A 19,571-nucleotide genomic window follows, 5' to 3' on the forward strand; every position below is an offset into this window, starting at 1 on the left:
ATGGCGGGGTGTGTCCCACCCCGCCCGCAGGCCTGCGCCCCCGGCTGCCGTCCCCGCTCCAGCCCCTGGCTGACGACCGCTTCGCCCGTCGCGGAGTCCAGCTGCTCCTGAAGCGGGACGACCTGATCCACCGCGACCTGCCCGGCAACAAGTACCGCAAGCTCGCCCTGAACCTGCGGGCCGCCGCCGACGCCGGCCACGACACCCTCCTCACCTTCGGCGGCGCCTACTCCAACCACCTGCGCGCCACCGCCGCGGCGGGCCGCCTCCTGGGCCTCGCCACGATCGGCGTCGTCCGTGGTGACGAACTCGCCGGGCGCCCCCTCAACCCGTCGCTGACGCGCTGCGCGGCCGACGGCATGCGCCTGCACTTCGTCGACCGGGCCACGTACCGGCGGAAGGCCGAGCCGGAGACGCTGGCGGCGCTCCTGCGCGAGACGGACGCCTCGGCCGCGTACGTCATCCCCGAGGGCGGCAGCAACACCCTCGCCGTGCGGGGCTGCACGGCCCTCGGCGAGGAGCTGCGCGAGCACACCGACGTGGCGGCCGTCGCGTGCGGCACCGGCGGCACCCTCGCGGGTCTGGCCGCCGGGCTCGGCCCGGACCGGCGGGCCCTCGGCATACCGGTGCTCAAAGGCGGCTTCCTGGGTGACGACATAGCGGCCCTGCAGCGGCGGACGTTCGGCGAGCCGACCACCAACTGGCGCCTGGACGACCGCTTCCACTGGGGTGGCTACGCCCGCACCCCACCGGAGCTGATCGCCTTCGCCGAGGACTTCGAGGACCGGCACGGCCGCGAAATCGGCCTCTCCGTAGAACACCTCTACGTCGCGAAGCTCCTGTACGCCCTGACCGTCCTCTCCGAAGAGGGCGCCTTCCGGCCCGGCACCCGCCTCACCGCGGTGATCACCGGCACCCGCGAGTAGGCCGGCTCACTCCTCGATCTCCCGGTGGGCGGCCGCCTCCTCCAGGTCCAGCTTGCGCAGCAGCGTCCGCATCATCTCGTCGTCGATGCGCCGCTCGTCCCGCATCTTCACGAAGACCTCGCGCTCCGCGGCGATCGCCTCGCGCGCCAGTCGGCGGTAGGTCTCGTCCGCCGACTCCCCCGTCACCGGGTTGGCCTGGCCCAGCCGCTCCCACACCGAGTTGCGCCGCCGCTCCAGGACGGTGCGCAGACGGTCCTGGAGGGGCTGTGGCAGGCCATTGCGCTCGTCCCGCATGAGTTCCGCCAGCCGCGCCTCCGCCGCCTCTGAGGCGGCGTTCTGCGCCTGCGCCTCCGCGAGCGTCTGCGCCTGCGCGTCACGGCCGGGCAGTTTCAGGACACGGATCAGCCAGGGCAGCGAGAGGCCCTGCACGACGAGCGTTCCGATGACTGTGGTGAACGTAAGAAACAAGACAAGGTTGCGCGCCGGGAAGGGCTCCCCGTCCTCCATGGTGAGCGGGATCGAGAAGGCGATGGCCAGTGACACCACGCCGCGCATCCCGGCCCAGCTGACGATCAGCGGCCGCCGCCAGTCCATGTCGCCCTCGCGCTCCCTGATCCGCTCCGACAGCCCGCGCGGGAGATACGTCGCCGGATACGACCACACGAAGCGCGCCACCACGACGAAGACGAAGACCCCGACGGCGTACCAGACCGCCTGCGCCACGCTGTACTCGCCGAGCCCCCTGAGCACCACGGGCAGCTGCAGGCCGATGAGCGCGAAGACCGCCGATTCCAGGATGAACGCGACGACCTTCCACACCGCGGCCTCCTGCAGCCGCGTCTCGAAGTCGACCTGCCAGGAGCGGTGGCCGAGGTAGAGGGCGACGACGACCACGGCGAGCACTCCGGAGGCGCCGACCTGTTCCGCGGCGGCGTACGCGACGAAGGGGATGAGCAGGGAGAGCGTGTTCTGCAGCATCGTCTCCTTCAGGTGAGTGCGCAGCCAGTGGATCGGCACCATGAGGAGCAGCCCGACGCCGACCCCGCCGACCGCGGCCACCAGGAACTCCCGGATCCCGCCCGACCAGCTCGCGCCCTCGCCGACCGCCGCCGCGAGGGCCACCTTGAAGGCGGTGATCGCGGTCGCGTCGTTCACCAGGGACTCGCCCTGCAGGATCGTGGTGATCCGGGAGGGCAGCCCCACCCTGCGCGCGATGGCGGTCGCGGCGACGGCGTCCGGGGGCGCGATCACGGCGCCGAGGACGAGTGCGGCGGTCAGCGGCAGGTCGGGGACGAGCAGATAGGCGAGCCAACCGACGGCGACCGTGGCGAACAGGACGTACCCGACCGAGAGCAGTGCGACAGGTCTGATGTTGGCGCGCAGGTCCAGATAGGAGCTCTCCAGGGCGGCCGTGTGCAGCAGGGGCGGCAGGATCAACGGCAGCACAATGTGCGGATCGAGGTGGTAGTCGGGCACTCCGGGCACGTATGAGGCGGCGAGACCCACCCCGACCAGGAGCAGCGGTGCCGGTACCGGGGTCCTGCGCGCCGCCCCGGCCACCACGGCGCTCGCCGCGATCAGTCCCACCAGGGGCAATACATCCATCGGCAGACCCCTCCGCCCTCCGCGTTCCCGTCGTAACCTGGCAATCATGAACGAGTGCCCGCACGTCGCGGCGCTGCCGCACCCCGAGGTGGCCCCGCTGAGCGACACGTGCCTTGAGTGCCGGGCGGCCGGCAGCCACCCCGTCCAGTTGCGGCTGTGCCTGGAGTGCGGTCATGTCGGCTGCTGCGACTCGTCGCCCTTCCAGCACGCGACGGCGCACTTCAAGGAGACCTCACACCCTGTGATGAGGACCTTCGAGCCGGGGGAGAGCTGGCGCTGGTGCTTTGTGGACGGTTCGATCGTCTGACGCCTGGGTACGTCAACCCGGCGCTCGTTGTTTCCAATTGGGCTTGCGCGACCCCTAGCCACTGTCCGTACTCATATGCTTACTATGAGTGACAGCATCAAGGCGGGGTCCCTGGGACACGGAGCTGGGGAGCGCGGTAGCGTCACCGCAGAACGACGTGGTGCGTTACCCGTGTGACGCAGTCCGGACCACCGCTGGGCGGCGGCCCCGGAACCCCGAAAGTGCTTGTACCACCTTGGAGGTGAGGGTGTCCCAGATCGCAGGCGAGCCCGGGAATCAGGACTTCGTGGAGGTCCGCCTTCCTGCTGCGGGTGCCTACCTGTCGGTGCTGCGGACGGCGACTGCCGGCCTCGCGGCGCGTTTGGACTTCACTCTCGACGAGATCGAGGACCTCCGCATCGCGGTCGACGAGGCCTGCGCGATCCTGCTCCAGCAGGCCGTGCCCGGCTCGGTGCTCAGCTGCGTCTTCCGGCTCGTCGACGACTCGTTGGAGGTGACGGTCTCGGCGCCCACGACCGACGGCCGGGCCCCGGAGCGGGACACCTTCGCCTGGACTGTGCTGTCGGCCCTCGCGGGCCAGGTGGACTCGACGGTCGCCGAGGACAACACCGTCTCGATCAGCCTCTACAAGAAGCGCGGCGCGGGACCCGGGCCGGCGTGAGGGACGGGGACGGGCCGGTGCGGGACGAAGAGCGCGGCACACAGGGTCTGCCCGCCGCCGGCAGGGAGGGGTTGCGCCGCATGACCACCGGAATCCCCGAGCAGCAGGCCAAACCGCACCCGGAGGAGCCGGACCAGCCGGGTCCGCTGAGGGTGGCCGATGTGTCGGAGCAGGCAGAGCCGACCGCCAAGGACGAGCTCAAGCAGCTCTCCGGCCGGGGCGGCGGGCGACGGGCGGGAAACATGAGCGAGCACCAGCACGGCCGGCACGATCCGCAGGACCGCAGCGGCGCACGCGCGATGTTCATCGAGCTGCGCACCCTGGACGGCGGCAGTCGGGAGTACGCGGAGCTGCGCAACCAGCTGGTCCGCATGCACCTGCCGCTCGTCGAGCACCTGGCCCGCCGCTTCCGCAACCGCGGCGAGCCCCTCGACGACCTCACCCAGGTCGCCACGATCGGTCTGATCAAGTCCGTGGACCGCTTCGACCCGGAGCGCGGCGTCGAGTTCTCCACGTACGCGACCCCGACGGTCGTCGGCGAGATCAAGCGGCACTTCCGCGACAAGGGATGGGCGGTCCGCGTCCCGCGTCGCCTCCAGGAGCTGCGGCTCGCGTTGACGACGGCGACGGCCGAGCTGTCCCAGCTGCACGGCCGCTCCCCCACCGTGCACGAGCTGGCCGAGAAGCTGGCCATCTCCGAAGAGGAGGTCCTGGAGGGCCTGGAGTCGGCCAACGCCTACTCCACGCTGTCCCTGGACGTCCCCGACACGGACGACGAGTCACCGGCCGTCGCGGACACCCTGGGCGCCGAGGACGAGGCACTGGAGGGCGTCGAGTACCGCGAGTCGCTCAAGCCCCTCCTGGAGGACCTGCCCCCGCGCGAGAAGCGCATTCTGCTGCTGCGCTTCTTCGGCAACATGACGCAGTCGCAGATCGCGCAGGAGGTCGGCATCTCGCAGATGCACGTCTCCCGACTGCTGGCGCGCACGCTCGCACAGTTGCGGGAGAAGCTTCTCGTCGAGGAGTAGTCACTCTCCGTAGTGCCGCATTTTTCGGATGCCGCCGACTGATGCCGGGCGTCGTCCCGAGCGTCCTACTTCTGATCTTGCACGTTGCCGGGGCCCTGGATGCCGAGGGCCTCGGTCGTCGCCGGGTTGATCAGGAAGACGAGCGAGGCGACAGCCGTGATCGCGAGGACGATGCCTGCCGGGATCGCCACACTGTCGGCCTGCAGCATCTGCCACGACACCGGCAGCGCCATGATCTGGGTGATGATCGCGGGTCCGCGGCTCCACCGGCGCAGCTTCAGCAGCCCGCGCGCGGCGAGCAGCGGGAGCAGCGCGAGGACGATCAGCGTGATGCCGCCGGTCTCGGCCGACCGCGGATCGTCGGGTGATCCCGCGAGGCCCATCACGAGCATGTACACGCCCCCGGCGAGGAGGGCGACGCCCTCCAGCGCGACCAGGGCCGCGGCGGCGGTCACCCGCGCGGGTCGCTGGCCCGGCTCGGGCGACTCCGGGGCTTCGGGGGTGGATTTCCGCTCAGTACTCACCCCAGCAGGGTAGCTCCGGGGCCCTCCGCCCCGGCACCTCGGTCTAGGCCGTCCAAAGACCGCTAGGTAGTCTGCTTCGCATGCGTGCACTCCTCGTGGTCAACCCGGCGGCTACCACCACCAGTGCGCGTACGCGTGATGTGCTGGTGCACGCACTGGCGAGCGAGATGAAACTCGACGCGGTCACCACGGAGTACCGCGGCCACGCCAGGGACCTCGGCCGGCAGGCCGCGGAGAGCAAGGACGTCGAGCTGGTCGTCGCCCTCGGCGGCGACGGCACCGTCAACGAAGTCGTCAACGGCCTGCTGCACCACGGCCCCGATCCGGACCGCCTCCCCCGCCTGGCCGTCGTCCCCGGCGGCTCCACCAACGTCTTCGCGCGCGCCCTGGGACTGCCCAACGACGCCGTGGAGGCAACCGGCGCCCTGCTGGACGCCCTGCGCGAGGGCAGTGAGCGCACGGTGGGCCTCGGCATCGCGGGCGGCACGCCGGGCACGGAGGACGAGGCCGTGCCGTCGCGCTGGTTCACGTTCTGTGCGGGTCTCGGCTTCGACGGTGGAGTGGTCGGCAGGGTCGAACAGCAGCGCGAGCTCGGGCGCCGCTCGACGCACGCCCTCTATGTGCGCCAGGTGCTCCGCCAGTTCCTCGACGAGCCCCACCGCCGACACGGAATGATCACTCTGGAGCGGCCCGGCGAGGACCCGGTGACGGACCTGGTGATGTCGATAGTCTGCAACACCTCTCCGTACTCCTACCTGGGCAATCGCCCTCTGTACGCGTCCCCGCAGGCTTCCTTCGACACGGGCCTGGACGTGCTCGGTCTGAAGAAGCTGTCGACCGCCGCGGTGGCCCGGTACGGCACCCAGCTCCTGACCTCGACACCGGAGCGCGGACCCCACGGTAAGCACGCGGTCACGCTCCACGACCTCACGGACTTCACCTTGCATTCGAAGGTGCCTCTGCCCCTCCAGATGGACGGTGACCACTTGGGACTCCGGACGAGCGTGACGTTCACAGGCGTACGCCGTGCACTGCGTGTGATTGTGTGAGTGGAAGGGGCTAAAGTCCTTTCACTCGAACGTTTAGACCAGGGTCCACCCCATGGAAGTACGGCTGTGACCCAGCCGACACTGAGGAATCAAAAAAAACTTTCCTGAAGGGGTTGTATCCGCAGCCGAGGTTTGCGAATCTCTACATGGCGATCGGGACGGCCCGCAACATCGGCCCCACAGATCGCCAGAACCCCTCCTCCACCACAGGTCCACACCAGGCGACTGGGCGTCGGCCCTTCCCGTGCGGGGGGATTCGTGAAAGCGTTCACATTCACAAGCAACCCGCATGTAATACCAAGGAGAGGTAGCAGCCATGGACTGGCGTCACAACGCCGTTTGCCGCGAGGAAGACCCCGAGCTCTTCTTCCCCATCGGCAACACCGGTCCTGCGCTGCTGCAGATCGAGGAAGCCAAGGCCGTCTGCCGTCGCTGCCCCGTCATGGAGCAGTGCCTGCAGTGGGCGCTCGAGTCCGGCCAGGACTCCGGCGTCTGGGGTGGCCTCAGCGAGGACGAGCGCCGTGCAATGAAGCGCCGCGCCGCTCGCAACCGTGCACGCCAGGCCAGCGCCTGACGCCCACGCCCCCCACGAGCCTGAGCTTGGCGGCGCGTACAGCGAGTACGCAACTCCCGCCCCCGAGCCGCAGCCGCGCAGTACCCCCGATGCGCATCGCAACGTGAGCAGTGAGCCCCGGACCACTCAGGTCCGGGGCTCACTGCTTTCCGCTGTGCGGCCGCTGACCGTTTGCCGCCGCTACTTGTCGCCGCGCACCGGAATGTCCAGGACGACCCGCGTGCCGCGCTCCGGGGCGCGGACCATGTCGAAGGTGCCGCCCAGCTCCCCCTCGACCAGGGTGCGGACGATCTGCAGGCCGAGGTTGCCGGAGCGGTGCGGGTCGAAGTCCTCGGGCAGGCCGATGCCGTCGTCCTGGACGGTGATCAGCAGCCGCGCTTCCTTGCTGGTGCCGCCGCGTACGGCGGACACCTCGACCGTGCCGGTGTCCCCCTCGCGGAAGCCGTGCTCCAGAGCGTTCTGCAGGATCTCTGTGAGCACCATCGACAGCGGCGTCGCGACCTCCGCGTCCAGGATCCCGAAGCGGCCGGTGCGCCGGCCCGTCACCTTGCCGGGCGAGATCTCGGCGACCATCGCGAGCACCCGGTCGGCGATCTCGTCGAATTCCACGCGCTCGTCGAGGTTCTGGGAGAGCGTCTCGTGGACGATCGCGATGGAGCCCACCCGGCGCACGGCTTCCTCCAGCGCCTCGCGGCCCTTGGCGGAGTCGATGCGACGGGCCTGCAGCCGCAACAGCGCGGCGACCGTCTGGAGGTTGTTCTTCACCCGGTGGTGGATCTCCCGGATGGTCGCGTCCTTGGTGATCAACTCGCGCTCGCGGCGGCGGAGTTCGGTGACGTCCCGCACGAGGACGAGCGAACCGATGCGCGGGCCCTTGGGTTTGAGGGGGATCGCGCGCAGCTGGATCACGCCGTCGCCGCCCTCGATCTCGAACTCGCGCGGCGCCCAGCCGCTCGCGAGCTTGGCCAGGGCCTCGTCCACCGGCCCACGGGACGGGGCGAGTTCGGCCGTCGCCGTGCCCAAGTGGTGGCCGACGAGATCCGACGCGAGACCGAGCCGGTGGTACGCGGAGAGCGCGTTCGGCGACGCGTACTGCACGACGCCCTCGGCGTCGAGCCGCAGCAGACCGTCACCCACGCGCGGGGAGGCGTCCATGTCGACCTGCTGTCCCTGGAAGGGGAACGACCCGGCGGCGATCATCTGTGCGAGATCGGACGCCGACTGGAGGTAGGTCAGCTCCAGCCGTGAAGGGGTGCGCACGGTCAACAGGTTGGTGTTGCGGGCGATGACGCCCAGGACGCGCCCTTCCCTGCGTACGGGAATGGACTCGACGCGCACCGGCACCTCTTCGCGCCACTCCGGGTCGCCCTCGCGCACGATGCGGCCCTCGTCAAGGGCGGCGTCGAGGAGGGGGCGGCGGCCGCGCGGGACGAGGTGGCCGACCATGTCGTCCTGGTAGGAGGTGGGGCCGGTGTTCGGCCGCATCTGCGCCACGGAGACATAGCGGGTCCCGTCGCGCGTGGGAACCCAGAGGACCAGGTCGGCGAAGGAGAGGTCGGAGAGCAGCTGCCACTCCGAGACCAGCAGATGCAGCCACTCTAGGTCGGAGTCACCGAGGGCGGTGTGCTGGCGTACGAGGTCGTTCATGGAGGGCACGTGTGCGAGCGTACCTTTCGCATCCGACAGGCCCGCGCCTCGAAGGTCCGGCACATCCGCCGCGCGCCGGACGGATCCGAACAAGGGACCTGCGCGACAAGCCGTCCTCCTTCCCCGACGAGCCGCGGCGCCTGGGTGGGACCCTCAACCCACCCACGGCACCGCAGCCCTTCAGGTGCATCGGCCGCCAGAATGTGCGGTCCTGAACAGCCGATCGTGAGGATCCGACGCGGTCAGGGCAGAGAGCGCCGGCTCCTCGATCCGCTCTCCTGTGCGGGAAGAGCGGAGGCTTTACCCACGCATTGTGGACTAGACCATTCTCTTATGTCTATGCGTCGACGGATGTTTGTTGGTGGTTCGGCCACGCCCGCATGGCGAGGTCGGCCACCGCCTCCAGGTCCTCCCTGGTGGCGCCGTCCCTGGCCTGTTGCGACATTCCCTGGAAGACCGCCGCCGTGTAACGGGCGAGTGCCGCGGGGTCGGTGTGGTCCGGCAGCTCGCCCGCCGCGACGGCCGCGCGGATGCGGGACTCGATGCCCGCCACGTTGGCGTTCCGCCGCTCGCGCAGGGTCTGCTCCACCTCCGGCGTCGTGCAGTTGGTGGCGGCGGTGATGACGAGGCAGCCGCGCGGGTGGTCCGGGTCGGTGAACTCGGCCGCGGCCTCGTGCAGCAGCCGTGAGACGGCGGCGCGTGCGGTCGGCTCCTCGTCGAAGGCCCGGCCGCCGAAGGCGCCGTGCGTCGCGCCGTACCGCACGACGACCTCGTCGAAGAGCTTCCGCTTGTCACCGAACGCGGCGTAGAGGCTGGGCGCACCGATACCCATGACGCGCGTGAGGTCCGAGACGGACGTCGCCTCGTATCCGTTCTCCCAGAAGGTGCGGACCGCCTGCTCCAGGGCCGTCTCGCGGTCGAAGGAGCGGGGGCGTCCGCGCTGTTTCGTCGCCATGGGGTGAATTGTATAGCGGGCACTAGAAAAAGGGGCGGGGCGTGGGGTAGCGTTCTTTCTGTAGCGACCACTAGAGAAAGAGGGGGCGCCTGACATGGGTGCATTCGAGGGAAACAAGCAGGCGAGCACGCAGGGCGACCAGCGGGGCAGGCTCGCGGGGAAGACGGCCCTGGTCACCGGGGGCAGCCGGGGCATCGGGCGGGGCATCGCCGAGCGCCTCGGTCGGGACGGGGCCCGGGTCGCCGTGCACTACGGCAGCAACGAGGTGGCGGCGAAGGAGACGGTGGCGGCGATCGAGGCGGCGGGCGGCTCCGCCTTCGCGTTCGGCACGGAGCTGGGGGTGCCCGGGGACGCCGACGCGCTCTGGACGGAGTTCGACCGGCACGCGGACGGCCTGGACATCCTGGTGAACAACGCGGGCATCGGCCTGTACAGCCACGTGACCGAGGTCCAGGAGGCGGATTACGACCGCGTGTTCGCGGTCAACACCAAGGCGCTGTTCTTCATCGTCCAGAAGGGCCTCGGCCGGCTGCGCGACGGCGGCCGGATCATCAACATCTCGTCGGGCGTCACACGCATCGCCTTCCCGATCACGGTGGCGTACTCGATGACGAAGGGCGCGGTGAACGTGCTGACGCACACCCTGGCGCAGGAGCTCGGCCCCCGGGGCATCACGGTCAACGCGGTGGCGCCCGGCATCATCCAGACGGAAATGATGGACGGCCTCCCCGAGGCGCAGCGGGCGGACATGGCGGGGTACTCGGCCTTCGACCGCATAGGCCAGCCCGCCGACGTGGCGGACATCGTCTCCTTCGTGGCCTCGGACGACGCGCGCTGGATCACCGGTCAGTACATCGACGCGACGGGAGGTTCGGTACTGGGCGTGTGACCGGCGCTTCCCCGGCCTCGGCGCAGGGTTCCACAGGTGATCGACGGGCGCCCTACATGTGCCCGGCATGCGCCCGACGGGCGGAGGCGGGGCGGAGAGTCGAGCATGGATCGAAGAGCGGCGGAATCGGCTGTTCTGGCGATGCGGCACTGCTGTTCCAGCGGCGCAGCTCTGCTAGATTGGTCTATACCACCAGTACTTTCGAGCCCCTCTCCAGATCGGCAGGCCCAGCGTGGAAGTTGTCATCGTCCCGGACGCCACGGCAGGCGGCGAGCTCATCGCGGAGGCCATGGCCGCCCTGGTGCGCCGTAAGCCTGACGCCCTGCTCGGTGTCGCCACCGGCTCCACCCCGCTGCCCATCTACGAGGCGCTGGCCGCCAAGGTCGCGTCCGGTTCCGTGGATGCCTCGCGGGCGCGCATCTGTCAGCTCGACGAGTACGTGGGGCTGCCGCCCGGGCACCCCGAGTCGTACCGCTCCGTGGTGCTCCGCGAGGTCGTCGAGCCGCTCGGCCTGAGCGAGGCCTCCTTCATGGGGCCGGACGGCAGTGCCGAGGACGTGCAGGCGGCATGCGTGGCGTACGACAAGGCGCTGGCCGAGGCCGGTGGTGTGGATCTCCAGCTGCTCGGGATCGGTACGGACGGGCACATCGGGTTCAACGAACCGTGCTCGTCGCTCGCCTCCCGGACGCGCATCAAGACGCTGACGGAGCAGACGCGGGTGGACAACGCGCGCTTCTTCGACGGGGACATGGACCAGGTCCCCCACCACGTCATCACCCAGGGGATCGGCACGATCCTGGAGGCGCGGCATCTGGTGCTGCTCGCCACGGGCGAGGGCAAGGCGGACGCGGTGGCCGCGACGGTGGAGGGCCCGGTCGCCTCGATCGTGCCCGCCTCCGCCCTGCAGCTGCACCCGCACGCCACGGTCGTGGTGGACGAGGCCGCAGCGTCGAAGCTGAAGCTGGCGGAGTACTTCCGTCACACCTACGCGAACAAGCCGGAGTGGCAGGGCCTGTAGCAGCGCCGACAGCAACGGACAGCGAAAGGGGCGCCCTACCGGGGCGCCCCTTTCGCGTGGTGGGCGGATCAGCTCCCCCCGGCGGTGTCAGCCTGTGACGATGGCCTCCGCCGCTGCCTCGCCGCAGACGCGGGCCGCGCCGCGTGTGGCGATGTGGAGGGCGCCGATCGGGGCGGACTGGGGGACGCCCATCTCGACCACGACTGTGTCGGGGCGGGCCGTCACGAGGGTTCGCAGGGCCTCGGCCATCCAGGTGTGGCGGTGGGCGTCGCGGACGACGGCCACGATGCGGCGGTCCCCCGCGGCCGCGAGGGCCTGCTCGCCCGCGCCGTCGCCGGAGAAGGTGCCCGACTCCGTGCCGGGGAAGCGGCGCGTCAGCTCGGCCGTGACGCCCCAGGGGGTCTCGTCGCCGACCGCGATGTTGGGCAGCGGGGAGAAGGTGGCGACGTAGGGGGCCTCGGTGACCGGGGCCACGTACGTCTCGCCCCGGGTGACGGTCAGCGCGCGGCGGGCCGCGACGAGGCCGATGCCGGAGTCGGCCGCGCCCCCCGCACGCTCGGCCGCGCCCGGCGCCTTCGACGACGCGGCCCAGCCCGCGAGGGCCCGCACGCGGTCGGCCGCGTCGGCGAGCCGCTCCTCGGGCAGTTCGCCCGAGCGCACCGCCGCGACGAAGGCGTCCCGCAGCCGCAGCACGGTTCCCTCGTCGGAGGGGCCGCCGCCCGTGCAGATCGCGTCGGCGCCCGCGGCGATGGCGAGGACGCAGCCGCGCTCGAAGCCGTACGTCCCGGCGATCGCCTGCATGTCCATGCCGTCGGTGACGATGAGGCCGTCGTAGCCGAACTCCTCGCGGAGCAGGCCGGTCAGGATGCGGCGCGAGAGCGTGCCGGGGTTGTCCGGGTCCAGGGCCGGGGCCAGCACGTGGGCGCTCATCACGGCCCGGGTGCCTGCGGCGATGGCGGCGCGGAACGGTGCCAGGTCGCGGGAGTTCAGCACGTCCCGGTCGACGTCGATGACCGGCACGGAGTGGTGCGAGTCGATCGCCGTGTCGCCGTGCCCCGGGAAGTGCTTGGCGGAGGTGGCGACACCGGCCGACTGCATGCCCTCGACGTAGGCGGCGGTGTGCCGGGCCACGAGGTCGGGGTCCGAGCCGAAGGAGCGTACGCCGATGACGGGGTTGTCGGGGTTGGCGTTGACGTCGGCCGACGGCGCCCAGTTGAGATTGATGCCGCAGGCCGCGAGGCGCCGGCCGAGGTCGGCGGCGACCTCGCGGGTCAGCGTGGTGTCGTCGACGGCGCCGAGTGCGTGGTTGCCCGGGTAGGAGGAGCCGGTGCGCACCTCCAGGCGGGTGACGTCGCCGCTCTCCTCGTCGATGGCGATCAGGAGGTCGTCGCGCTCGGCGCGCAGCTGCGCGGTGAGCGCGGCGACCTGCTCGGCGGTGCGCACGTTGCGGCCGAAGAGGCTGACGGAGGCGAGGCCTTCGTCGATCCGGTGGCGCACCCAGTCCGGCACGGTGGCGGTGCCGTCGAAGCCGGGCTGCAGGACGGCGAGGGCGTTGCGGGTGAGCGTGTCACCTGCGTGCGTCGTGAGTGTCGTCATCAGGCGTTATCCCTTCACTGCGCCGTCGGTCAGGCCGCTGACGGCCCTGCGCTGCAGGAAGACGAAGAGGATCAGGATCGGGATGGCGAAGAGGGAGGCGGCGGCCATGGTGGCGCCCCAGTCGTCGCCGAAGGCGGTCTGGAAGCTGGACAGCCACACCGGCAGGGTCTTGGCGTCCGCTTCCTTGTTGAGCACGAGGACCAGCGGGAACTCGTTCCAGGCGGTGATGAAGCCGAAGAGCGAGGTCGACATCAGGCCCGGCGCGAGCAAGGGCAGGATGACGCGGCGGAAGGCCTGCATGCGCGTGCAGCCGTCGACCATGGCGGACTCCTCCAGCTCCTTCGGCACCGCGGCGACGAAGCCGCGGAGCGTGAGGAGGGTGAAGGGCAGGATCATCACCATGTAGAACAGGGTCAGCGGGATCAGGCTGTTCAGCATGTCCGCGTCGCGCACGATCATGTAGATCGCGATGACCATGACTTCCCAGGGCGCCATCTGCGCCAGCATGAAGCCGATGATGAAGCCGCGCCGCCCCTTGAAGCGCATCCGGGCGAGGGCGAAAGCCGCGGTCACGCCGATGATGAGGGAGAAGACGACCGCGAGGATCGTCACGATGAGGGAGTTGCCGACCATGGTCCAGAAGTGGTCGGCGTCCATCGCCGTCCTGAAGTGCTCAAGGGTGGCGTCGGTCGGGAACCAGACCGGGTCCTCGGCGATGATGTCGCCGGTCGGCTTGAAGGCCGTCGCGAACATCCAGTACACGGGGAAGACGCAGAGGACGAAGATGACGACGGCGGTCAGGTTGGGCCACAGCCGGCCCATCAGCGAGCGCTTCACAGCTCGTCCTCCTCTTGCTTGAGCACGATCCGCAGGTAGAACGAAGTGATGGCCAGCAGGATGACGATGGTGAGCAGCGCGATCGCGGCACCCATGCCGAAGTGCTGATTGCCCATGCCCTCGATGTAGGCGTAGACGGGGAGGATCTCGGTGAGCCGGTCGGGGCCGCCCTCGTTGATCGTGAAGACCTGTACGAACGCCTTGAAGACCCAGATGATCTCCAGGAACGTCGTGGCGTAGAGGAAGGGCCGCAGATACGGCAGCGTGACCTGGGTGAACTGCTTCCAGGCACCGGCGCCGTCCAGCGCGGCGGCCTCGTACAGCTCCTTGGGAATGGTGGTCGTGGCGGCGTACAGGTTGATCGCCACGAAGGGGATGGACATCCAGACGATCAGCAGCAGGACGACGAAGAAGGTCGAGTACTGCGTGGCCAGCCAGTCGTGGTCGGCCATCGACTCGAAGCCGATCTTGGCGAGCACCCAGTTGACGACGCCGAAGCGCTGCGCGAACAGCCACTGGTAGACCGTGCTCGCCGCGACGACGGGCATCGCCCAGGTGAGCACGAGGCCGAGCAGGAGGAAGGTGCGCATCTTCCGGCCGAGGCGCGCGAGCAGCAGTCCCACCAGCGTGCCGAGCACCATGATCAGGACGACGTTGACGGCGGTGAAGACGACCGAGCGTCCCGCGACCCGCCAGAAGTCCTCACCGGTGAGGACATCCTTGTAGTTGTCGAATCCGTTCCACTCGGTCAAGTGCAGAATGAACTGCCGCATGTTGAGGTTCTGGAACGACAGGATCCCGTTGTTGACCAGTGGCCAGCCGAGCAGCAGCAGGGTGACGATGATCGCGGGGGCAAGAAGCAGATAGGGCGTGAGGCCGGCGAGACGTCCCCGGGACCTGCGCGGGTCTCCTGGTCGTGGCCCGCCGTCCGGTGTCTGCACCTCCGTCGGGCCGGAGGGCGGCCGTTCGGTCTTCTGCACGGTCATGCTCGCCATCTCTTTCGTGGGCATAGCGGTACGCAGAGGTATGCCGGGGGCGGCGGGGGCGTGTCACCCGCCGCCCCCGGCAAGAGGGGGGTTGGTTACTGCTTCTGCGACAGGCGCTTGTTGAGCTCGCCCTCGACCTGCTTGGCGGCGTCGGCAGGCGACTTACCGTTGAGCACCGCGGTCATGTAGTTCTTGATCGGGTTCGGCGGGTTCTCCACCGCGCCCCACTCCGGGATCAGCGGGGTGGTGCCACCGCCGGCGGTGGCGGGGGCAGCGGCCTCGGCGGCCGGGTTGCCCTTGAGGTTGGACTCCAGGGCCTTCTTGTTCGGGATCACGCCGCCTTCCTTGGCGAGCTGGCCCTCGAACTTGTCGGACAGCGCGATCTTCAGGAACTCCTTGGCGAGCTCCTGCTTCTTGCTGGTCGCGGCGACGGCGAGGTTGGAGCCGCCGAGGAAGACGCCCTCGGGCTTGTCGGCCGTGGCGCCGGGGATCGTGAAGTAGCCGATGTCCTTCTCGATCTTCTTGTTGGCCTTGATCGCGGTCGCGGCCTCCCAGCTCATGCCGATGAAGGCGCCGGTCTTGCCCTTGGCGAAGACCTCGGCCTGCTGCGGGGTGGCCTCGTCCTTGTTCTTGGGGGCCTTGGAGAGGTCCGCGAACTGCTTGTACGTCTTCATGGCCTTGCCGACCTTGGGGTCGTCGAGGTTGGAGACGTACTTGTCGCCGTCCTTCTTGACCAGCTCGGCGCCCTCACCGATGGTCAGGCCGACGAAGTGGTACCAGTTCTGGCCGGGCAGGTAGATCGGCTCGGCGTCGGTCTTCTCGCCGATCTGCTTGAGGTTCTTGAGGAACTCGGCGCGGGTCTTGGGGGTCTCCTTGATGCCCGCCTCGGCCCAGACCTTCTTGTTGTAGATGACGACGCGGTTCAGGACGAAGAGGGGGGCGGCGTACTGCTTGCCGTCCACGACCGACGACTTGTTCATCGAGTCGGTCCAGTCGGAGCCGATGGACTCCTTGAGGTCGTCGAGCTCGGCGAGACCGCCGGTCTTGGCGTACGCCGGGGTCTGCGTGTTGCCGATCTCGAAGACGTCCGGGGGGTTCTCCTCGGAGAGGGCGGTGGTCAGCTTCTGCTGGATGCCGTTCCACTGCTGGACTTCGAACTTCAGCTTCGCGCCGGTCTTCTTCTCGAAGGCCGCCGTGACGTCCTTCTGCCACTGGTCCGGCGTCGAACCGTCCATCGCCCAGAGCGTCAGGGTCTCACCCTTGAAGCTGTCGGCTCCCCCGGCCTTCTTCTCGTCGTCGTCGCTGCCGCAGGCCGCGACCGAGACCAACATGCCCGCGACACCGATGGCCGCTATGAGCTTGCGCTTCACGTTCACCCTCCTCAAGGGATGCCAGTCAACCCCCCACCCGCAGCGACCGAATGGACCGAGATCTGCCCGTGGGACTGGAACCTGGTCTTTAATGGTGTAGACCAGTACGGGGAGCTTGGCCTAGACCTTTAGGGGTGTCAAGGGTGTATAAGAAGGGCAGTCGCGTCCGTTATCGGACCGACACCTGAGCAGGCAGAGTCACCCCCGAACTCTCGACTTCGCTCGACCAGGGGGCGCCCCCATGGCCCGTACGTGCCACGATGTGAGCCGCGACAGACGGAGGAGCCGGTGACGGCAGCAGCACAGGAGCCGGAAAGGCGAAGCATGGGCACCGAGGCGGGCAGTACCGGGACCGAGGTGGGCGCGCCCTCGGAGGCCCCGAGCGTCGGCCGCACCGCGCGCGTGCCCAAGTACTACCGCCTGAAGCGGCACTTGCTGGACATGACGGAGACGCTGCCGCCCGGCACCCCCGTCCCCCCGGAGCGCACCCTCGCCGCCGAGTTCGACACCTCCCGCACGACGGTCCGCCAAGCCCTCCAGGAACTGGTCGTCGAGGGCCGTCTTGAGCGGATCCAGGGCAAGGGCACGTTCGTCGCCAAGCCGAAGGTGTCGCAGGCCCTGCAACTCACCTCGTACACGGAGGACATGCGGGCCCAGGGCCTTGAGCCCACCTCGCAGCTCCTCGACATCGGCTACATCACCGCCGACGACACCCTCGCGGGGCTGCTCGACATAAGCGCGGGCGGCCGCGTCCTGCGCATCGAGCGGCTCCGCCTCGCCAACGGTGAGGCGATGGCCATCGAGACCACGCACCTGTCGGCGAAGCGCTTCCCCGCCCTGCGCCGCTCCCTGGTCAAGTACACCTCGCTCTACACGGCGCTCGCCGAGGTGTACGACGTGCACCTCGCGGAGGCCGAGGAGACCATCGAGACCTCCCTCGCCACCCCGCGCGAGGCCGGGCTGCTCGGCACCGACGTCGGCCTGCCGATGCTGCTCCTGTCCCGCCACTCGCAGGACGGGAACGGCCGGCCGGTGGAGTGGGTGCGCTCCGTCTACCGCGGCGACCGGTACAAGTTCGTCGCCCGCCTCAAGAGACCCACGGACTGACACCCGTCCGAGGTCTGGCGCCGGACGGCTCCGCTGCTCTACGTTCCTCCCGTCATCGCCTGATGAGCGGGAGGACGACCCGGTGCGCAGAGCGACTCCTCGATCCATCGTCATCTGGTCCCTCGTCGCGCTGGTCGGCGCCGCGGGATGGACCGTCCTCGCGCTCGCGCGCGACGAGGAGGTGTCGGCCGCCTGGATGGTGGCGGCGGCCCTCGGCACGTACGCCATCGCCTACCGCTTCTACGCGAAGTTCATCGCGTACAAGGTCCTCAAGGTCGACAGGACCCGCGCCACCCCGGCCGAGCGGCTCGACAACGGCATCGACTTCCACCCGACCGACCGGCGCGTGCTGCTCGGCCACCACTTCGCGGCGATCGCGGGCGCGGGCCCGCTGGTCGGCCCGGTGCTCGCCGCCCAGATGGGATATCTGCCCGGCACCATCTGGATCATCGTCGGCGTGATCTTCGCGGGCGCCGTGCAGGACATGGTCGTACTGTTCTTCTCGACGCGGCGCGACGGCAAGTCGCTCGGGCAGATGGCGCGCGAGGAGATCGGCCCGTTCGGGGGCGCCGCCGCGCTGCTCGCCACCTTCGCCATCATGATCATCCTGCTCGGGGTGCTCGCGCTCGTCATCGTCAACGCGCTCGCCGAGTCGCCGTGGGGCACCTTCTCCATCGCGATGACCATCCCGATCGCCCTGCTGATGGGCTTCTACCTGCGGGTCCTGCGCCCCGGCCGGGTCAGCGAGGTCTCCCTGATCGGCATCGCCCTGCTGCTGCTCGCGCTCGTCGGCGGGCGCTGGGTCGCCGAGTCGTCCCTCGCGGACACCTTCACGCTGGCGCCCTCGACGCTGGTCGTCTGGCTGGTGGCGTACGGCTTCATCGCCTCGATCCTGCCGGTGTGGATGCTGCTCGCGCCGCGCGACTACCTCTCCACGTTCATGAAGATCGGCACCATCGTCCTGCTCGCGCTCGGCGTCGTGATCAGCCTGCCCACGCTGAAGATGGACCCGGTGACCGACTTCGCCTCGCGCGGCGACGGACCCGTCTTCGCGGGCTCGCTCTTCCCCTTCGTCTTCATCACCATCGCCTGCGGGGCGCTGTCCGGCTTCCACGCGCTGATCTCCTCGGGCACGACGCCGAAGATGATCCAGAAGGAGACGCAGATCCGGATGATCGGCTACGGCTCCATGCTGATGGAGTCGTCCGTCGCGGTCATGGCGCTCGTCGCGGCCTCGATCATCGACCCGGGACTGTACTTTGCGATGAACGCGCCGGCGGGCGTCGTCGGCGACACCGTGCAGGAGGCGTCGAAGGCCGTCGCGGGGTTCGGGTACTCCATCTCGCCGGCCGATCTCGCACAGGCCGCGAAGAACGTCGAGGAGTCCTCACTGCTCTCCCGCACCGGCGGCGCGCCCACGCTCGCGGTCGGCGTCTCGGAGATCTTCTCGAAGGTCACCGGCGGCTCGATGCGGGCCTTCTGGTACCACTTCGCGATCATGTTCGAGGCGCTGTTCATCCTGACCGCGCTCGACGCGGGCACGCGCGTGGGCCGCTTCATGCTGCAGGACATGCTCGGCAACGTCTACAAGCCGTTCAGGAAGGTCAGCTGGAAGCCCGGCCTTGTCATCACCAGCGCGCTCGTCACCGGCCTGTGGGGATACTTCCTGTGGGTGGGTGTGCACGAGCCGCTCGGCGGGATCAACCAGCTCTTCCCGATCTTCGGCATCGCCAACCAGCTCCTCGCGGCCGTCGCCCTCGCCGTCTGCACCACGCTCCTCGTGAAGTCCGGACGCCTCAAGTGGGCCTGGATCACCGGTGTTCCGCTCGCCTGGGACGCGACGGTGACGCTCACCGCGAGCTGGCAGAAGGTGTTCTCCAGCGATCCGCGCGTCGGCTTCTTCCAGCAGCGCGCGAACTACCAGGACGCCATCGACGCGGGCAAGGTCCTGCCGCCCGCGAAGACCATGGACGACATGCACACCGTCGTCACCAACGCGACGGTGAACGGCGTCCTTTCGGCGGCGCTCGCCCTGCTCATCGTCGTCGTGCTGGTGGACGCGGCACGCGTCTGCGTGCGGCACGTCCGCAACCCCGCCGCATCGCGGCTGAGCGAAGCGCCGTACGTGGAGTCGGAGTTGACCGCGCCGGCCGGGCTCTTCGCGACCGCGGAGGAGAAGCGGGAGGAGCAGGAGGAGAAGCGGGAGCTGACGCGATGACCTGGCTGCTGCGCGGGGTCCGCTGGATGCGGTGGTACGTCCGTGAGCTGACCGACGAGTCGGCGTACGAACGGTACGTGGCTCATATGCGCCGGGACCATCCGGCCGCAACCGTCCCCAGCCGCCGCGCATTCGAGCGCATGCGGGCAGACCAGCAGGAGTCGGACCCCCGGCAGGGATTCCGCTGCTGCTGAGCAGGCATATCGACCACACAGTCACTCGTCCGTTATCCGGACAGGGGTTCCATAGATCAAGACTCTCGCTTAGATTTCCC

General features: G+C 69.5%; 19 protein-coding genes. 11 read left to right on the forward strand and 8 right to left on the reverse strand.

Annotation, left to right across the window (positions count from 1 at the left end; translation table 11 throughout):
• The first annotated feature begins 8 nt into the window (after positions 1-8).
• Positions 9-926 carry a pyridoxal-phosphate dependent enzyme gene (locus AB0H82_RS24955; RefSeq protein WP_362996284.1) on the forward strand — a complete coding sequence of 306 codons (918 nt, stop codon included), beginning with the start codon at positions 9-11 and terminating at the stop codon, positions 924-926.
• A gap of 6 nt (positions 927-932) precedes the next feature.
• Here AB0H82_RS24955 and AB0H82_RS24960 read toward each other — a convergent pair whose 3' ends face one another.
• Positions 933-2,531, reverse strand: a complete 1,599-nt coding sequence (locus tag AB0H82_RS24960; RefSeq protein ID WP_362996286.1) for a Na+/H+ antiporter — start codon at positions 2,529-2,531, stop codon at positions 933-935.
• Positions 2,532-2,577: 46 nt separating this feature from the next.
• Between AB0H82_RS24960 and AB0H82_RS24965 the strand changes: the two genes are divergently transcribed.
• From AB0H82_RS24965 to AB0H82_RS24975, 3 genes are all read left to right on the forward strand, one after another.
• Positions 2,578-2,838, forward strand: a complete 261-nt coding sequence (locus AB0H82_RS24965; RefSeq protein WP_362996288.1) for a UBP-type zinc finger domain-containing protein — start codon at positions 2,578-2,580, stop codon at positions 2,836-2,838.
• A gap of 247 nt (positions 2,839-3,085) precedes the next feature.
• Positions 3,086-3,499 (forward strand): anti-sigma regulatory factor, encoded by a 414-nt coding sequence (locus AB0H82_RS24970; protein ID WP_030780840.1) that lies wholly within the window; start codon positions 3,086-3,088, stop codon positions 3,497-3,499.
• Positions 3,496-4,527, forward strand: a complete 1,032-nt coding sequence (locus AB0H82_RS24975; RefSeq protein WP_362996290.1) for an RNA polymerase sigma factor SigF — start codon at positions 3,496-3,498, stop codon at positions 4,525-4,527. Before AB0H82_RS24970 ends, AB0H82_RS24975 begins: the two co-directional genes overlap by 4 nt.
• 65 nt (positions 4,528-4,592) lie before the next feature.
• On the opposite strand, the gene AB0H82_RS24980 is transcribed toward AB0H82_RS24975, so the two are convergent.
• The gene (locus tag AB0H82_RS24980; protein WP_362996292.1) at positions 4,593-5,051 is read right to left on the reverse strand and encodes a hypothetical protein; all 459 of its coding nucleotides are present in this window, start codon (positions 5,049-5,051) and stop codon (positions 4,593-4,595) included.
• A gap of 80 nt (positions 5,052-5,131) precedes the next feature.
• Between AB0H82_RS24980 and AB0H82_RS24985 the strand changes: the two genes are divergently transcribed.
• Complete coding sequence (locus tag AB0H82_RS24985) at positions 5,132-6,100, forward strand: diacylglycerol kinase family protein (RefSeq protein ID WP_362996294.1); 969 nt, start codon at positions 5,132-5,134, stop codon at positions 6,098-6,100.
• A gap of 316 nt (positions 6,101-6,416) precedes the next feature.
• Entirely contained in the window at positions 6,417-6,674 is a 258-nt protein-coding gene (locus tag AB0H82_RS24990) for a WhiB family transcriptional regulator (RefSeq protein WP_016639615.1), read from the forward strand.
• 180 nt (positions 6,675-6,854) lie between these two features.
• On the opposite strand, the gene AB0H82_RS24995 is transcribed toward AB0H82_RS24990, so the two are convergent.
• Positions 6,855-8,321, reverse strand: coding sequence for a PAS domain-containing sensor histidine kinase (locus AB0H82_RS24995; protein WP_362996433.1), 1,467 nt, complete (start codon positions 8,319-8,321; stop codon positions 6,855-6,857).
• A gap of 337 nt (positions 8,322-8,658) precedes the next feature.
• Positions 8,659-9,276, reverse strand: coding sequence for a TetR/AcrR family transcriptional regulator (locus AB0H82_RS25000; protein WP_362996296.1), 618 nt, complete (start codon positions 9,274-9,276; stop codon positions 8,659-8,661).
• 94 nt (positions 9,277-9,370) lie between these two features.
• On the opposite strand from AB0H82_RS25000, the gene AB0H82_RS25005 reads away from it, so the two are divergent.
• Both AB0H82_RS25005 and nagB read left to right on the forward strand, forming a co-directional pair.
• The gene (locus tag AB0H82_RS25005; protein ID WP_362996298.1) at positions 9,371-10,165 is read left to right on the forward strand and encodes an SDR family oxidoreductase; all 795 of its coding nucleotides are present in this window, start codon (positions 9,371-9,373) and stop codon (positions 10,163-10,165) included.
• A gap of 232 nt (positions 10,166-10,397) precedes the next feature.
• On the forward strand, positions 10,398-11,183 hold the full coding sequence (nagB, locus tag AB0H82_RS25010) for a glucosamine-6-phosphate deaminase (RefSeq protein ID WP_362996300.1): 786 nt from the start codon (positions 10,398-10,400) through the stop codon (positions 11,181-11,183).
• Between the two features lie 87 nt (positions 11,184-11,270).
• Here nagB and AB0H82_RS25015 read toward each other — a convergent pair whose 3' ends face one another.
• From AB0H82_RS25015 to AB0H82_RS25030, 4 genes are all read right to left on the reverse strand, one after another.
• The gene (locus AB0H82_RS25015; protein WP_362996302.1) at positions 11,271-12,779 is read right to left on the reverse strand and encodes a glycoside hydrolase family 3 protein; all 1,509 of its coding nucleotides are present in this window, start codon (positions 12,777-12,779) and stop codon (positions 11,271-11,273) included.
• A 6-nt stretch (positions 12,780-12,785) separates the two neighbouring features.
• Positions 12,786-13,616 (reverse strand): carbohydrate ABC transporter permease, encoded by an 831-nt coding sequence (locus AB0H82_RS25020; RefSeq protein ID WP_362996304.1) that lies wholly within the window; start codon positions 13,614-13,616, stop codon positions 12,786-12,788.
• Positions 13,613-14,602: a sugar ABC transporter permease gene (locus AB0H82_RS25025; RefSeq protein ID WP_362996306.1), complete on the reverse strand. Its 990-nt coding sequence runs from the start codon at positions 14,600-14,602 to the stop codon at positions 13,613-13,615. Before AB0H82_RS25025 ends, AB0H82_RS25020 begins: the two co-directional genes overlap by 4 nt.
• Before the next feature lie 95 nt (positions 14,603-14,697).
• On the reverse strand, positions 14,698-15,972 hold the full coding sequence (locus AB0H82_RS25030; RefSeq protein WP_362996308.1) for an extracellular solute-binding protein: 1,275 nt from the start codon (positions 15,970-15,972) through the stop codon (positions 14,698-14,700).
• 324 nt (positions 15,973-16,296) lie between these two features.
• Between AB0H82_RS25030 and AB0H82_RS25035 the strand changes: the two genes are divergently transcribed.
• The 3 genes from AB0H82_RS25035 to AB0H82_RS25045 all read left to right on the forward strand — a co-directional run bounded on the left by AB0H82_RS25035 (position 16,297) and on the right by AB0H82_RS25045 (position 19,491).
• Positions 16,297-17,079 (forward strand): GntR family transcriptional regulator, encoded by a 783-nt coding sequence (locus tag AB0H82_RS25035; protein WP_362996310.1) that lies wholly within the window; start codon positions 16,297-16,299, stop codon positions 17,077-17,079.
• 82 nt (positions 17,080-17,161) lie between these two features.
• Positions 17,162-19,297: a carbon starvation CstA family protein gene (locus AB0H82_RS25040; RefSeq protein ID WP_362996312.1), complete on the forward strand. Its 2,136-nt coding sequence runs from the start codon at positions 17,162-17,164 to the stop codon at positions 19,295-19,297.
• Positions 19,294-19,491: a YbdD/YjiX family protein gene (locus AB0H82_RS25045; protein ID WP_362996313.1), complete on the forward strand. Its 198-nt coding sequence runs from the start codon at positions 19,294-19,296 to the stop codon at positions 19,489-19,491. The genes AB0H82_RS25040 and AB0H82_RS25045 overlap by 4 nt, the downstream gene beginning before the upstream one ends.
• Positions 19,492-19,571: the final 80 nt, after the last annotated feature.

The sequence above is a fragment of the Streptomyces sp. NPDC050732 genome, from assembly GCF_040654255.1.
GTDB lineage: Bacteria > Actinomycetota > Actinomycetes > Streptomycetales > Streptomycetaceae > Streptomyces.